General features: G+C 69.7%; 13 protein-coding genes. 6 read left to right on the forward strand and 7 right to left on the reverse strand.

Annotated elements, in window-relative coordinates:
• Positions 1 to 179 precede the first annotated feature (179 nt).
• Both ABZ477_RS16565 and ABZ477_RS16570 read right to left on the reverse strand, forming a co-directional pair.
• Entirely contained in the window at positions 180 to 1,043 is an 864-nt protein-coding gene (locus ABZ477_RS16565) for a DUF559 domain-containing protein (protein ID WP_360135432.1), read from the reverse strand.
• A 361-nt stretch (positions 1,044 to 1,404) separates the two neighbouring features.
• On the reverse strand, positions 1,405 to 2,331 hold the full coding sequence (locus ABZ477_RS16570) for a heme o synthase (protein ID WP_360135434.1): 927 nt from the start codon (positions 2,329 to 2,331) through the stop codon (positions 1,405 to 1,407).
• Positions 2,332 to 2,723: 392 nt separating this feature from the next.
• On the opposite strand from ABZ477_RS16570, the gene tkt reads away from it, so the two are divergent.
• The 6 genes from tkt to pgl are packed head-to-tail and all read left to right on the forward strand — an operon-like array spanning position 2,724 to position 10,928.
• Positions 2,724 to 4,841 (forward strand): transketolase, encoded by a 2,118-nt coding sequence (gene tkt, locus ABZ477_RS16575; RefSeq protein ID WP_360135436.1) that lies wholly within the window; start codon positions 2,724 to 2,726, stop codon positions 4,839 to 4,841.
• Between the two features lie 13 nt (positions 4,842 to 4,854).
• On the forward strand, positions 4,855 to 5,976 hold the full coding sequence (tal, locus tag ABZ477_RS16580; RefSeq protein WP_360135438.1) for a transaldolase: 1,122 nt from the start codon (positions 4,855 to 4,857) through the stop codon (positions 5,974 to 5,976).
• On the forward strand, positions 5,973 to 7,595 hold the full coding sequence (locus tag ABZ477_RS16585) for a glucose-6-phosphate isomerase (protein ID WP_360135440.1): 1,623 nt from the start codon (positions 5,973 to 5,975) through the stop codon (positions 7,593 to 7,595). The genes tal and ABZ477_RS16585 overlap by 4 nt, the downstream gene beginning before the upstream one ends.
• A gap of 15 nt (positions 7,596 to 7,610) precedes the next feature.
• The gene (gene zwf / locus ABZ477_RS16590) at positions 7,611 to 9,206 is read left to right on the forward strand and encodes a glucose-6-phosphate dehydrogenase (RefSeq protein WP_360135442.1); all 1,596 of its coding nucleotides are present in this window, start codon (positions 7,611 to 7,613) and stop codon (positions 9,204 to 9,206) included.
• Complete coding sequence (locus ABZ477_RS16595) at positions 9,203 to 10,153, forward strand: glucose-6-phosphate dehydrogenase assembly protein OpcA (RefSeq protein ID WP_360135444.1); 951 nt, start codon at positions 9,203 to 9,205, stop codon at positions 10,151 to 10,153. Before zwf ends, ABZ477_RS16595 begins: the two co-directional genes overlap by 4 nt.
• The gene (gene pgl, locus ABZ477_RS16600) at positions 10,146 to 10,928 is read left to right on the forward strand and encodes a 6-phosphogluconolactonase (RefSeq protein WP_360135446.1); all 783 of its coding nucleotides are present in this window, start codon (positions 10,146 to 10,148) and stop codon (positions 10,926 to 10,928) included. The genes ABZ477_RS16595 and pgl overlap by 8 nt, the downstream gene beginning before the upstream one ends.
• A gap of 63 nt (positions 10,929 to 10,991) precedes the next feature.
• Here the strand turns inward: pgl and ABZ477_RS16605 are convergent, their stop codons facing one another.
• From ABZ477_RS16605 to gap, 5 genes are all read right to left on the reverse strand, one after another.
• Entirely contained in the window at positions 10,992 to 11,348 is a 357-nt protein-coding gene (locus ABZ477_RS16605; protein ID WP_360135448.1) for an RNA polymerase-binding protein RbpA, read from the reverse strand.
• Positions 11,348 to 11,596, reverse strand: a complete 249-nt coding sequence (gene secG / locus ABZ477_RS16610) for a preprotein translocase subunit SecG (RefSeq protein ID WP_360135450.1) — start codon at positions 11,594 to 11,596, stop codon at positions 11,348 to 11,350. The genes ABZ477_RS16605 and secG overlap by 1 nt, the downstream gene beginning before the upstream one ends.
• Before the next feature lie 92 nt (positions 11,597 to 11,688).
• On the reverse strand, positions 11,689 to 12,477 hold the full coding sequence (gene tpiA / locus ABZ477_RS16615) for a triose-phosphate isomerase (protein WP_360135452.1): 789 nt from the start codon (positions 12,475 to 12,477) through the stop codon (positions 11,689 to 11,691).
• The gene (locus tag ABZ477_RS16620; RefSeq protein WP_360135454.1) at positions 12,468 to 13,682 is read right to left on the reverse strand and encodes a phosphoglycerate kinase; all 1,215 of its coding nucleotides are present in this window, start codon (positions 13,680 to 13,682) and stop codon (positions 12,468 to 12,470) included. The genes tpiA and ABZ477_RS16620 overlap by 10 nt, the downstream gene beginning before the upstream one ends.
• 7 nt (positions 13,683 to 13,689) lie before the next feature.
• Complete coding sequence (gene gap, locus ABZ477_RS16625) at positions 13,690 to 14,694, reverse strand: type I glyceraldehyde-3-phosphate dehydrogenase (protein WP_360135456.1); 1,005 nt, start codon at positions 14,692 to 14,694, stop codon at positions 13,690 to 13,692.
• Between the last annotated feature and the right edge of the window lie 97 nt (positions 14,695 to 14,791).

Consider the following 14,791-nt stretch of genomic DNA (forward strand, 5'->3'; position numbering starts at 1 on the left):
CGGGCCCGCGCGCGCCACGTCGCCACCGGCACGCCGCCAGCCGCCTCGCACCGCCACGACGTCGCGGATCGCCACGACTCCGGACTCCCGTATCCCGATCGTGGTGACAGAGCGGTTATCGGCGACATCGAGGTGAGGGCCGGGATGCTGGCCCGGGCGTCGAGGCCGGGTCCCTGGCGCTAATGCGGGCGGTGGAGGCCCTGTGCGATCGCCTGCATGACGGCCCACTGCACCGACGGCCAATCGTCGAGGATCTCGCGGTAGCCGAACCGGAACACGGTGAACCCGAGTAGCCGGAGTGCGGCGTCGTGCTTGTTGTCCGCGATCCGCTGAGCATCGACGTGGTGGCCGCCGTCGATCTGAACAACGAGCAGCTCGCCGATCAGGTGGTCGACGTGGTGGCCCGCGATCCAGATCTGCGAGCGGACGGCGACGGCGAGCCGTTTCATCCGTGCGACGAAGATGGTCTCGAGCCCCGAGTCGGCGAACGGGTGAGCCTCTTCCAGCAGTGCTCGGGCGGCGCCGGAAAGGTCGAGGCGAGCCAGGCTGCGGCGATCGACCATGCCCTGTCGGAGCGCGGAGTCCCAGATCGCGAGAGCGGCGTCGTGCGGCTGGCAGGACGCAACGAGCACGAGCGCGTTCTCGACCGGATCCACAAGGGCCTCGGGATCCCGAGGGACGACCGGGGACGCCCAGTGCACCCGTGTGCCGGGCTCGACGGTGACTCGATCTCCTCGCGCGGCCGCCACGTGTTGTTCACCAGGATCCAGCACCCACAGGCCGAGTCGCTGCGCGCTGCTCACGCACGTCGTCACGACACCTCGGCGGGCGCACGAGACGAGATCCGGATCTGCGGCCGGGGTCGCGACCCAATCCCGGCGAACGCGCACCAGTGCTCCGGTCGAAATCGCGAGGCGGATGTAGTGCCGGGAGTAGCCGTCTCGCTGGAGCGATGAGACTCTGGCGACACCCTCGCGGCGTGCGACGGCATTGAGGAGGCTGCCGAGGGTGCGCCGGCGTCGCGCGTCGATGGCTGGCTGCATCCCACCACCCTGACCGCTCGCCGTCGGCGTGACGCGATGAGCCCCGACCCACGGGTAACCCGCGGATCCACACTCCCTTGGGAGGAGGGGATGCTCCGCTCCTCGACCGCCACAACGTCGCAGATCACCACAACGCCGGACGACAGCATCCCGAATCGTGTGACGTACCGGTTATCTGCGACATTGCGGTGCGGGCGACGCGCCGGCGCCGCGAACTCCACCCCGCCACAACGTCGCAGATCACCACAACGCCGGACGACAGCATCCCGAATCGTGTGACGAACCGGTTATCTGCGACATTGCGGTGCGGGCCCATCCAGCCTCTGCGGCGCCGGCTCACCCGGCACCACCCGGCAACAGGTCAGAAGGGCAGCAGCGGGTCGATCGCGATCGCGACGAAGAGGAGCGTCAGGTAGGTGATCGAGGCGTGGAACACGCGCATGGGCCGCGGCTCGGTGCCGCGCACGGCGCGGTTGTAGAGGCGGTGCGACTCGTAGATGAACCAGCCGCCGAAGACCAGCGCCGAGACCGTGTACACGAGGCCCATGTCGGCGACGGGGACGAGCAGAAGCGAGCACGCGACCGTCGCCCAGGCGTAGAGGATCACCTGGAGCCCGACCTGCGAGCCGCTGCGCGTCGCACCGAGCATGGGGACGTCGACGTCCTCGTACTGGTGCTTGTACTTCATCGACAGCGGCCAGTAGTGCGGCGGCGTCCAGAGGAAGACGAGCGCGAACAGGATGACGGGCGGCCACGCGAGCGAACCCGTGACGGCCGTCCAGCCGATGAGGACCGGGAAGCATCCCGCGATCCCGCCCCACACGATGTTCTGCTCCGTGCGGCGCTTGAGGATCATCGTGTAGATCACGACGTAGAAGAAGATGGCGCCCGCCGAGAGCACAGCGGCGAGCCAGTTCGTCGTGAGCCACAGCCACACCGTCGACAGCACCGCGAGCGCCCACGCGAACGTGAGGGCGCCCCGGGGCGAGACCTCGCCCGTCACGAGCGGACGGTTCACGGTCCGCTGCATGTGCGCGTCGATGTCGCGGTCGAGGTACATGTTGAACGCCGCAGCCGAGCCGGCGCTCATCGAACCGCCGATGACGGTCGCGAGGACGAGCCAGAGGTTCGGCAGGCCGCCCTCGGCCAGGATCATGACCGGCACCGTCGTGACGAGCAGCAGCTCGAGCACGCGCGGCTTGGTGAGGGCGATGTAGGCGCGGACGGTGCGGCCGATCGTGCGCGGAGCCTTGTGCGTCGTCACTCGCGCAGTGGTCGAGATGTCCATCGCCCCCCGTATCGTGCGCCGTTTTCGAACCTCACCGATTCTATGTCATGGGATGCTGTCGCCCCGGGCGGGCGCGAGCCGCACGCGGATCGGAGAGGAGTGGGGGCCAGGGACGGCGGCCCTCACATTCCACGGCACCTTCCGGTGAACCTCTCGTCACGCCCCGGACACATCGATGCAACGCCCGGGATCGCCGCGCATGTCACTCTGTGTTGGCCGGTTGTTTGTGGCAGTCACACAACGGCACACATGGCCGGAGGGGCATGGCCCTTCGATATGCTGAAAAGACAGGCGCGACCCTGCGCGAACCCCCACACCCCGCCACGCCTTCCCGAAGGCTGTGCGGCGTCGGTCGCCGGGGCGCCGAACCCTCCAGGATGAAAGGCGGTCCCGTGTCGGATCTGCGTTGGGATGAGATCGACGAGCGCGCTGTGGACACGGCCCGCGTTTTGGCGGCGGATGCTGTCGAGAAGGTGGGCAACGGCCACCCCGGCACCGCGATGAGCCTCGCGCCGGCCGCGTACCTGCTGTATCAGCGCGTGCTCAACCACGACCCGGCCGACACGCACTGGGTGGGCCGCGACCGGTTCATCCTGTCGGCGGGCCACTCCTCGCTGACCCAGTACGTGCAGCTGTACCTCGGCGGGTTCGGACTCGAGCTGGACGACCTGAAGTCGCTGCGCACGTGGGGTTCGCTCACGCCGGGTCACCCGGAGTACGGCCACACCAAGGGTGTCGAGATCACGACCGGCCCGCTCGGCCAGGGCCTGGCCTCGTCGGTCGGCTTCGCGTACGCGGCTCGCTACGAGCGCGGCCTGTTCGACCCGGAGGCTCCCGCGGGGCAGTCCCCGTTCGACCACTTCGTGTACGTCATCGCCGGTGACGGCGACCTGCAGGAGGGCATCACGTCGGAGGCGTCGAGCCTCGCGGGCCACCAGCGGCTGGGCAACCTGATCGCGATCTACGACTCGAACCAGATCTCCATCGAGGACGACACGAACGTCGCCTACTCGGAGGATGTCGCCAAGCGCTACGAGGCGTATGGCTGGCACGTCCAGGTCGTGGACTGGAAGAAGACCGGCCAGTACGTCGAGGACGTCGCCGAGCTGCACTCCGCGATCGAGGCCGCCAAGGGCGAGACCGACAAGCCGTCGCTGATCATCCTGCGCACGATCATCGGCTGGCCCTCGCCCGGCAAGCAGAACACCGGCAAGATCCACGGCTCCGCGCTCGGCGCTGACGAGCTCGCCGCGACGAAGAAGGTCCTCGGCTTCGACCCGGAGCAGACCTTCGCGGTCGCCGACGACGTCATCGCGCACACCCGCGCACTGAAGGACCGTGCCGCCGAGGTCCGCGCCGAGTGGCAGGAGAAGTTCGACGCGTGGGCCGAGGCCAACCCGGAGCGCAAGGCGCTGTTCGACCGGCTCGAGGCGGGCACGCTGCCCGACGGCATCGCCGGCCCCTCGTTCGAGGCCGGCAAGGACGTCTCCACGCGCGCCGCGTCGGGTGTCGTGATCAACGCCCTGGCTGCGGAGCTCCCGGAACTGTGGGGCGGTTCGGCGGACCTGGCCGAGTCGAACCTCACCACGATCAAGGACGCGAAGTCGTTCATCCCGTCGGAGTGGTCCACGCACGAATGGAGCGGGGACCCGTACGGCCGGGTGCTGCACTTCGGCATCCGCGAGCACGCGATGGGCGCGATCGTCAACGGCATCAAGCTGCACGGCAACACCCGCCCGTTCGGCGGCACGTTCCTGATCTTCAGCGACTACATGCGCCCCTCGGTGCGTCTGGCCGCGCTGATGGACATCCCGTCGATCTTCGTGTGGACGCACGACTCCGTCGCGCTCGGCGAGGACGGCCCCACGCACCAGCCGATCGAGCAGCTCGCTACCCTCCGCGCGATCCCGAACTTCACCGTCGTGCGCCCCGCGGACGCGAACGAGACGTCAGCCGCGTGGCTGGAGATCCTGCGCCGCCAGGGCGGGCCGTCGGGCATCGCGCTGACCCGCCAGAACATCCCGGTGTTCCCCCGCGGTGAAGGGGGCTTCGCCACGACCGACGGCGTCGCGAAGGGCGCGTACGTGCTCATCGACGCCGAAAACGGCGAGCCGGACGTCATCCTGATCGCGACCGGCTCCGAGGTGCAGCTGGCCGTCGCGGCCCGCGAGACCCTCGCCGCGGACGGCATCCAGGCCCGCGTCGTGTCGGCGCCGTCGCTGGAGTGGTTCGCCGAGCAGGACGAGGACTACCGCGAGAGCGTCCTGCCCGCGGCGGTCACCGCGCGCGTCTCGGTCGAAGCCGGTGTCGCCCTCACGTGGCGCGGCATCGTCGGCGACAACGGCCGCTCGGTCTCGATCGAGCACTTCGGCGCCTCCGCCGACTACAAGACCCTCTTCCAGAAGTTCGGCGTCACCGCCGAAGCCGTCGTCGAGGCCGCGCGCGAGTCCATCGCCGCAGTCGAGGCGGCACGCGACATCCTCGCCGCCGCGAATGCGGCCGGGAACTAAGGAGAAACGCAGAATGAGCACCCCCACCGAGCAGCTCGCAGCCGCCGGCGTCAGCATCTGGCTGGACGACCTGTCGCGTGAGCGGATCACGTCGGGCAGCCTCGCGGCCCTCATCGAGTCGCGCACCGTCAGCGGTGTCACGACCAACCCCACGATCTTCCAGTCGGCGATCGGCGGCGGCGGACACGCGTACGCCGGGCAGCTCGCCGAGCTGGCCGCCAAGGACGCCACGGCGGACCAGGCGATCTTCGCCGCGACCACCGACGACGTCCGCGACGCGGCGGACATCTTCCGTGCCGTGTACGACCGGACCGAGGGCGTCGACGGCCGCGTGTCGATCGAGGTCTCCCCCGACCTCGCGCACGACACCGACGCGACGATCGCGCAGGCCAAGGAGCTGTGGGCGGCGGTGGACCGTCCCAACGTGCACATCAAGATCCCCGCGACCAAGGCCGGCCTGCCCGCCATCACGGCCGTGCTCGCCGAGGGCATCTCGGTCAACGTGACGCTGATCTTCAGCCTGGAGCGCTACGCCGCCGTCATCGACGCGTACCTGTCGGGCATCGAGCAGGCCAAGGCCAACGGCCACGACATCTCCACGATCCACTCCGTCGCGTCGTTCTTCGTCTCGCGCGTGGATACCGAGGTCGACAAGCGCCTCGCCGCGATCGGCACGCCCGAGGCGGAGGCGCTCAAGTCGAAGGCGGGCGTCGCGAACGCGCGCCTGGCGTACGAGCTGTTCGAGAAGGAGTTCTCCACCGACCGCGCGAAGGCGCTGACGGATGCCGGCGCCAACGTGCAGCGTCCGCTGTGGGCCTCCACCGGCGTCAAGGACCCGTCGCTGCCCGACACGCTCTACGTGACCGAGCTCGTCGCCCAGGGCACCGTCAACACGATGCCGGAGAAGACGCTCGAGGCCACGTTCGACCACGGCGTCATCACCGGCGACACCGTGACCGGCAGCTACGCCGACGCGCACGGCGTCTTCGAACAGCTCGCCGCCGTCGGCGTCGACTTCGCCGACGTCACCCAGGTCCTCGAGGACGAAGGCGTCGACAAGTTCATCGCCTCCTGGCACGACCTCCAGAACACCGTCACCGAAGCCCTCCAGGCCGCACCCCAGGCCGCACGGTGAGCTTCGAGATCCACCTCTCGGGCCACGTCAAGTCGGTCGTCGACCAGACGCTGCCCGAGCTCGTCGCCGACCTCGTGGCGTCGGGCGTCACCGCGGGTGACCCGACGCTGTGGGGCGAGGCAGCCGAGGCCGAGGCGTCACAGCGCCTCGGCTGGGTGGATGCCGTGAGCGTCTCCCGCCCGGTGGTCGTCGAGATCGTCGCCCTTCGCGCGGAGCTCCGCGCGAAGGGCGTCACGCGCGTCGTGCTCGCCGGTATGGGCGGTTCGTCGCTCGCTCCCGAGGTCATCGCACAGACGGCCGGTGTGCCGCTCACGATCCTCGACTCGACGGCGCCGGGCCAGGTGCTCGCCGCGATCGACGGCGACTCCGAGTCGGGCGGCCTTGCCCAGACCGTGCTCGTCGTCGCGTCGAAGTCGGGCTCCACGGTCGAGACGGACTCCGCCAAGCGCGCCTTCGAGGCCGCATGGCGGGACCTGGGCATCGATCCCGTCGAGCGCATCGTCGTCGTGACGGATCCCGGCTCTCCTCTCGACGAGGCCGCGCGCAGCGCGGGCTACCGCGTCTTCAACGCCGACCCGACCGTCGGCGGCCGGTACTCCGCGCTCACGGCGTTCGGGCTCGTGCCCGCCGGGCTCGCGGGAGCCGACATCGCCGAGCTCCTCGATGAGGCCGAGGCCTCGCTGCTCGAGGTCGCGATCGACAGCCCCGACAACCCCGCGCTCGTCCTCGCCGCCGCGATCGCCGGCGGGACGCCCCGCCGCGACAAGCTCGGACTCGTCACGGACGGCACGCACATCGTGGGCCTGCCCGACTGGATCGAGCAGCTCGTCGCCGAGTCGACGGGCAAGGACGGCACGGGCATCCTCCCCGTCGTCCTGCTGCCCGTCTCGCCCGAGGTCGACGGCAAGCCCGCCGACCTCCAGGTGGTCCGGCTCGTCGACGAAGCCAACGAGTTCCACTTCCGGGAGCGCCACGAGGGCGAGATCCTCGTGAGCGGCTCGCTCGGCGCGCAGTTCATCGTGTGGCAGTACGCGACGGCCATCGCCGGTCGCATGCTCGGCATCAACCCCTTCGACCAGCCGGATGTCGAGTCCGCCAAGGTCGCCGCACGCGGCCTCCTGGACGCGCGACCGACCCCGACGGCGCCCGCCTTCACGGCCGATGGCGTCGAGGTGCGCGTGTCGGATGCCGCACTCGCGGCATCCGGAACCGTCGCCGGCGTGCTGGACGCGCTGTGGGCCCGCCTCCCCGAGGACGGCTATGTCTCCATCCAGGCGTACGTGGACCGACTTGCGCTCCCCCAGCTGGAGGGCCTGCGCGAGCTCGTCGCCGCGGACTCGGGACGCCCGACGACGTTCGGCTGGGGACCGCGGTTCCTGCACTCGACGGGTCAGTACCACAAGGGCGGACCCGCCAACGGCGTCTTCCTCCAGATCCTGGAGGGCACCGAGGTCGACCTCGAGATCCCCGGGCGCCCCTTCACGTTCGGCCAGCTCATCCAGGCGCAGGCCGCCGGCGACGCCTCCGTGCTCGCTGACGGCCACGGGCGCCCGGTCGTGACACTCACCCTCACCGACCCGCAGCTCGAGGTGCTCACGCTCTTCGAAGCCGCCCAATAGGAGCATCACTTTCCGATGACCGTTCAGGAGATTCCTGGATCGAGTCGCGCCCTCGAAGGGCGCGGCGTAGAGATCTCACGCGGACGCAATCCGCTGCGCGACCCGGACGACCGACGCCTCAACCGCATCGCGGGACCGAGCGCGCTCGTCATCTTCGGCGTGACGGGCGACCTGTCGCGCAAGAAGCTCATGCCCGCCGTGTACGACCTCGCCAACCGCGGTCTGCTCCCGCCGGGCTTCGCGCTCGTCGGGTTCGCTCGCCGCGACTGGGAGGACCAGGACTTCGCCGAGGTCGTGCACGAGGCCGTCAAGCAGTATGCCCGCACGGAGTACCGCGAAGAGACGTGGAACCAGCTGCTGCAGGGCATCCGCTTCGTCTCCGGCCAGTTCGACGACGCCGACGCGTTCCGGCGCCTCCGCGAGACGGTCGAGAAGCTCGACGTCGAACGCGGCACGATGGGCAACCACGCCTACTACCTGTCGATCCCGCCGAAGGACTTCGCCGTCGTCGCGGAGCAGCTCAAGTCGTCGGGCCTCGTGGACGACACGGCGGACGGCGACGACCGCTGGCGCCGCGTCGTCATCGAGAAGCCGTTCGGTCACGACCTCGAGTCGGCGCGTGCGCTCAACGACGTGCTGCGCTCGACGTTCCCGACGGACTCGATCTTCCGCATCGACCACTACCTCGGCAAGGAGACGGTCCAGAACATCCTGGCGCTGCGCTTCGCGAACGAGCTGTACGAGCCGATCTGGAACCGCAACTACGTCGACCACGTGCAGATCACGATGGCCGAGGACATCGGCGTAGGCGGGCGCGCGGGCTACTACGACGGCGTCGGCGCAGCGCGCGACGTCATCCAGAACCACCTGCTGCAGCTCATGGCGCTGACGGCGATGGAAGAGCCCATCACCTTCAACGCGGCGGACCTCCGCGCCGAGAAGGAGAAGGTGCTCGCCGCCGTCACGGTGCCCGAGGACCTCTCCCTCGCCGCAGCGCGCGGGCAGTACGCGGGCGGATGGCAGGGCGGCGAGCAGGTCCGCGGCTTCCTCGAGGAGGACGGCATGGCCGCCGACTCGACGACCGAGACCTACGCGGCCCTCAAGCTCGAGGTCAACACGCGCCGCTGGGCCGGCGTGCCGTTCTACCTCCGCACGGGCAAGCGCCTGGGCCGCCGCGTCACCGAGATCGCGGTCGTCTTCAAGCGCGCGCCGCAGCACCTCTTCTCGCGCAGCCAGACGTCCGAGCTCGGCCAGAACGCGCTCGTCATCCGCGTGCAGCCGGACGAGGGCGTCACGCTCCGCTTCGGCTCGAAGGTCCCCGGTGCGGGCACGCAGGTGCGCGACGTCACGATGGACTTCGGCTACGGCCACGCCTTCACCGAGGCGAGCCCCGAGGCCTACGAGCGACTCATCCTCGACGTGCTGCTCGGCGACCCGCCGCTGTTCCCGCGGCACGAAGAGGTCGAGCTGTCGTGGAAGATCCTCGACCCGTTCGAGAAGCACTGGGCCGAGCAGGACGGCGCACTCGACCAGTACTCCCCCGGCTCGTGGGGGCCCGCATCGGCCGACGAGCTCCTTGCCCGCGACGGACGGACCTGGAGGCGGCCGTGATCATCGAACTTCCCGACACGACCGTCAGCAAGATCTCGCGCGCGCTCATCGACGTGCGCGAGGAAGGCGGCGCCGTCGCGCTCGGACGCGTGCTCACGCTCGTCATCGCGACGCATCACGGCGCCGAGGAGGAGCCCATCGAGGCCGCCAACGACGCGTCGCGCGAGCATCCCATGAGGGTCATCGTGCTGATGTTCGGCGACCGGGACGCCGAGCCCCGACTGGACGCGCAGATCCGCGTCGGCGGCGACGCGGGCGCGAGCGAGGTCGTCGTGCTGCGCGCCTACGGCGCCGCCGCGTCGAACACCGAGAGCCTCGTGACGGGTCTGCTCCTGCCCGACGCTCCCGTCGTCGTCTGGTGGCCCGACACCCCGCCCACCGTCCCGTCGGCGTCGCCGCTCGGCCGGATCGCCCAGCGCCGGATCACGGATGCCTCGACCCGCCCGTTCGAGCCGCACCGCCTCGCGCGGCTCGGCGAGAACCACGCGCCGGGCGACACGGATCTGGCGTGGACCCGCCTCACGCACTGGCGCGAGCAGCTCGCCGCCGTCCTGGACCAGCCGCCGTACGAGCCGATCACGGCCGTCGAGGTGCGCGGCGCGAGCAGCTCGCCGTCGACGGCGCTCCTGGCGGCCTGGCTGCGCCTCATGCTCGACGTGCCGGTCGACTGGCGGTACCTCGAGGCGGACGAATGGCACGACGGCATCAAGTCCGTGCGGCTCGTGCGCACCAGCGGCGACATCGTCCTCGAGCGCTCGTCGCCTGCGATCGCCTGCCTCAGCCAGCCCGGACAGCCCGACCACGACCTCGTCCTCCCTCGCCGAACCCTCCGCGAGTGCATCGCGGAGGAGCTCCGTCGCCTCGACCCCGACGTCCTGTATGGTCGAGTGATCACGGAAGGGTGGCAGCTTCTCGGGCCGCCCACGGCACGGGAGACGCATGGCTGAGTTCTGGAGCGAGAAGCGCGTCGTGATCAGGCCCGACCCGGCCGATCTCGCCGAATCGGTGGCGGCGCGGTTCGTCAGCCGGCTCGGCAAGCAGATCGCTCAAGGCCTCGACGTGCACGTCTCGCTCACGGGCGGATCCATGGGATCCGCCGTCCTCGCCGCCGCGGCGCGCAGCCCGAAGCTCGCGAACATCGACTGGACGCGCGTGCACTTCTGGTGGAGCGACGAGCGCTTCGTCCCCCGCGACGACCCCGACCGCAACGAGAAGCAGGCCCGCGACGCGCTCCTGGACCAGCTCGACATCCCCGCAGGGAACATCCACGCGATCGCCGCGAGCGATGAGGGCGTGGAGCTGGATGCCGCGGCCGACGCGTATGCCGCCGAGCTCGCGCGCTACGGCTCGGCCGACGGCGACGCCTGGCCGTCGTTCGACATCTGCTTTCTCGGGGTCGGTCCGGACGCGCACATCGCCTCGCTCTTTCCGGACCGCGGCGAGATCCGCGTGACGGACAAGGCCACCCTTCCGGTGCGCGACTCCCCCAAGCCGCCGCCGCTGCGGGTCACGATGACGCGTCCCGTCATCAACTCGTCGCAGCGTGTGTGGCTCGTGATGTCGGGCGCCGACAAGGCGTCGGCGCTCGGGTTGGCCCTCGCCGGCGCGAGCTACCACAGCGTCCCCGCCGCCGGCGCGAAGGGCCGCCGCCGCACGATCTTCTTCGTCGACGACGCCGCGGCCGCGCAGGTGCCGCAGGAGCTCATCACCGGCGACTATTGACTCCGGGAACGCAGAAAGGGCCGCGCGATCGCGCGGCCCTTTCTGGTTCTGGGATGCTGTGGCTCAGCCCTCGCCGCGACGCTCGCGAAGCTGCTTGAGTGCGTCGTCGAGAAGCGTCTCGGCCTCTTCCTCCGTACGACGCTCCTTCACGTAGGCGAGGTGCGTCTTGTACGGCTCGGTCTTGGCGAGCGCGGGAGGGTTCTCCTTGTCGCGCCCGGCCGGAAGGCCCGAGTGCGGCGAGTCGATGATGTCGGGGATCTCCTCCTCGGGGATGCCCGCCGCGAAGTACCGGACCGTCTCGTTGCCGAGGGCGTCCCAGTAGGAGATCGCGATGCGCTCCGCGTGGAAGCCGTGGTCCTGCTCGCCCATGGGACCCGCGCCGACGCGCGTGCCGCGGATCGCGTTGCCTCCGGTAGCCATCAGAGCCCCTGGAACTTCGTGATGAGCCCGAGGGCCACGATGGATACGAACCACGCGAGCGCGAGGATCACGGTGAAGCGATTGAGGTTGCGCTCGGCGAGCCCGGACGAGCCGAGCGCCGAGGTCATGCCCCCGCCGAACATGTCGGAGAGGCCACCGCCGCGTCCCTTGTGGAGCAGGATGAGCAGTGTCAGCAGGAGGCTCGTGATACCGAGGATCACCTGCAGGACGAACTCGAGGATCTGCACAGTCGTTGTTGCCTTTCGCTGCGATCCCTCGGACCGCAGGAGCCTGAACGTGCGACCTGGCGGGCGCACAAGGGTCGAGTATACCGGCGGGATCACACCCCGACGTGCTTCTGGTAGCGGATGATCGCCGCGAACTCGTCCACGACGAGGCTCGCACCGCCGACCAGGGCGCCGTCGACGTCGGGCTCGCGCATGAAGCTGGCGATGTTCGCCGCCTTCACCGAGCCGCCGTAGAGCACGCGTGTGCGCTCCGCGGCATCCTGTCCCAGCTTCTCGGCGATGACGTCACGCAGTGCGACGCACACCTCCTGTGCCTGCTCGGGCGAAGCGACCTGCCCCGTGCCGATGGCCCAGACGGGCTCGTAGGCGACGACGAAGTCCGCGTCAGCCGGCACGCCGTCCAGCGCCGCATTCAGCTGTGAGATCGAGACCGCGGTCGGCCCCGACTCCTCGCGCTGATCGAGCGTCTCGCCGACGCAGATGACGGGGACGAGCCCGTGGCGCAGCGCAGCCTGGACCTTCGCCGCGACGACCTCGTCGGTCTCGCCGTGGTACTCACGGCGCTCCGAGTGCCCGATGATGACGTACGTGGCGTCGAGCTTCGCGAGGAAGGCACCGGAGACCTCGCCCGTGTAGGCGCCGGAGTCCTTCGTCGAGAGGTCCTGCGCCCCGAGGGCGAACGGGATCTTGTCGGCGTCGAGGAGCGTCTGCACAGTGCGCAGGTCGGTGAAGGGCGGGAAGACCGCGACCTCGACCGAGCCGTCCTCGTGCTTGGCGTCCTTGAGCGTCCAGTGGAGCTTCTGCACGAACGCGACCGCCTGCAGGTGGTCGAGGTTCATCTTCCAGTTGCCCGCGAGGAGCGGGGTGCGGTTCACTGCCATCCGAGGACCTCCAGTCCGGGGAGCTTCTTGCCCTCGAGGAATTCCAGGCTCGCCCCGCCGCCCGTCGAGATGTGACCGAACTGGTCGTCGGCGAAGCCCAGCTGTCGCACGGCCGCCGCGGAATCGCCGCCGCCGACGACCGACAGGCCGTCGACCTCGGTGAGCGCCTGCGCGACCGCCTTCGTGCCGGCCGCGAACGGCGCCAGCTCGAAGACGCCCATGGGGCCGTTCCAGAAGACCGTCGTGGACGAGCGGATCGCGTCGGCGAAGGCCTCCGCGGTCTTCGGGCCGATGTCCAGGCCCAGCGCGTCCGGACCGATCGGGGTGTCCTCGATCTTGTCGGCGTCGGTCTCGGCGGTCTCGGCGTCCGCCGAGAAGGCCGAGGCGACGACCGTGTCGACGGGGAGGATGAGTTCGACGCCCTTCTCCTGCGCCGTGGCGATGTAGCCCTTGACGGTGTCGATCTGGTCCTGCTCGAGGAGGCTCTTGCCGACCTTGTGGCCCTGCGCCGCGAGGAAGGTGAACATCATGCCGCCGCCGACGAGGATCTTGTCGGCACGCGGCAGGAGGTGCGCGATGACGCCCAGCTTGTCGCTGACCTTCGATCCGCCGAGGACGACCGTGTACGGACGCTCGGGGTTCTCGGTCAGGCGGTCGAGGACGTCGACCTCCTTCTCGATGAGCAAGCCCGCAGCCGACGGGAGGGCCTCGGCGAGCTCGTAGACCGACGCCTGCTTTCGGTGGACGACGCCGAAGCCGTCGGAGACGAGCACGTCGCCGAGCTCCGCGAGCTGCGCGGCGAACGCGCGGCGCTCGGCCTCGTCCTTCGCCGTCTCGCCCGGGTTGAACCGCAGGTTCTCGATGACCGCGACATCGCCGTCCTCGAGCGCCGCGGCGGCCTCGCGGGCGGACTCGCCCACGGTGTCGCGCGCGAACGCGACGGGCTTGCCGAGCAGCTCGGAGAGTCGCTGCGCGACCGGCTCGAGGCTGTACTTCGGGTTCGGCGCGCCGTCGGGGCGCCCGAGGTGGGAGCAGACGACGACACGGGCGCCCTGGTTGATGAGGGCGTTCAGCGTGGGGAGCGTGGCCCGCACACGCCCATCGTCCGTGATGACCCCGTCCTGAAGAGGAACGTTGAGGTCAGCACGGACGATGACGCGCTTGCCGGCCAGCGAACCCAGGGAATCGAGGGTGCGCAGAGCCATGATCGGATCAGAGCTTCGAAGCGACGATCTCGGTGAGGTCGACGAGGCGGTTCGAGTAGCCCCACTCGTTGTCGTACCAGCCGACGACCTTCACCTGGTTGCCGATGACTCGCGTGAGCCCGGCGTCGAAGATGCAGGAGTGCTCGTCGGTGACGATGTCGCTCGAGACGATCTCGTCCTCGGTGTACTTCAGAATGCCCTTGAGCGCACCCTCCGACGCGGCCTTGTACGCGGCCTTGATCTCGTCGACCGTGACCTCGCGCTCGAGCTCGACCGTGAGGTCGGTCGCCGAGCCGGTGGGCACCGGCACGCGGAGCGCGAAGCCGTCGAGCTTGCCCTTGAGCTCGGGCAGCACGAGGCCGATCGCCTTGGCCGCACCCGTCGAGGTGGGGACGATGTTCAGAGCCGCGGCACGGGCGCGACGCAGGTCACTGTGCGGGCCGTCCTGGAGGTTCTGGTCGGCCGTGTAGGCGTGGACCGTCGTCATGAGGCCCTTGACGATGCCGAACTCGTCGTTGAGGACCTTGGCGAGCGGCGCGAGGCAGTTCGTCGTGCAGGACGCGTTCGAGATGATGTGGTGGTTGGCCGGGTCGTACTGCTCCTCGTTCGCACCGATGACGAACGTGCCGTCCTCGCCGCTCGCGGGAGCCGAGATCAGGACCTTCTTCGCGCCGCCGTCGATGTGCTTCTTGGCGTCGACAGCCTTCGTGAAGCGACCGGTCGACTCGATGACGATGTCGACGCCGAGCTCGCCCCAGGGCAGGTTGGCGGGGTCGCGCTCTTCGAAGACCTTGATGGTCTTGTCGCCGACTGTGATGGAGTCCTCGGTGTACGACACGTCTGCGTCGAGGCGACCCAGGATCGAGTCGTACTTCAGCAGGTGGGCGAGGGTCTTGTTGTCGGTGAGGTCGTTGACCGCGACGATGTCGAGGTCCGCGCCCTGCGCGAGAGCCGCGCGAAGGTAGTTGCGTCCGATGCGGCCGAAGCCGTTGATTCCGATCTTGACAGTCACGGAATATCTCCTGGAGGTGTCATGCGCGAGTGCGCGGTTGTTGCATTCAGACGATGGACAACGGCGTCCCGGCGGCTTGTCCCGCCGGGACAGCCGC

The sequence above is a fragment of the Microbacterium sp. NPDC019599 genome (assembly GCF_040632175.1).
Taxonomy (GTDB): Bacteria; Actinomycetota; Actinomycetes; order Actinomycetales; family Microbacteriaceae; genus Microbacterium.

Excerpts from the sequence above, each read along its gene's own strand:
- zwf (WP_360135442.1), top strand. The coding sequence starts at position 7,611 with ATGACCGTTCAGGAGATTCCTGGATCGAGTCGCGCCCTCGAAGGGCGC.
- tpiA (WP_360135452.1), bottom strand. The coding sequence starts at position 12,477 with ATGGCAGTGAACCGCACCCCGCTCCTCGCGGGCAACTGGAAGATGAAC.
- tal (WP_360135438.1), top strand. The coding sequence starts at position 4,855 with ATGAGCACCCCCACCGAGCAGCTCGCAGCCGCCGGCGTCAGCATCTGG.
- ABZ477_RS16605 (WP_360135448.1), bottom strand. The coding sequence starts at position 11,348 with ATGGCTACCGGAGGCAACGCGATCCGCGGCACGCGCGTCGGCGCGGGT.
- ABZ477_RS16620 (WP_360135454.1), bottom strand. The coding sequence starts at position 13,682 with ATGGCTCTGCGCACCCTCGATTCCCTGGGTTCGCTGGCCGGCAAGCGC.
- pgl (WP_360135446.1), top strand. The coding sequence starts at position 10,146 with ATGGCTGAGTTCTGGAGCGAGAAGCGCGTCGTGATCAGGCCCGACCCG.
- ABZ477_RS16565 (WP_360135432.1), bottom strand. The coding sequence starts at position 1,043 with ATGCAGCCAGCCATCGACGCGCGACGCCGGCGCACCCTCGGCAGCCTC.
- ABZ477_RS16570 (WP_360135434.1), bottom strand. The coding sequence starts at position 2,331 with ATGGACATCTCGACCACTGCGCGAGTGACGACGCACAAGGCTCCGCGC.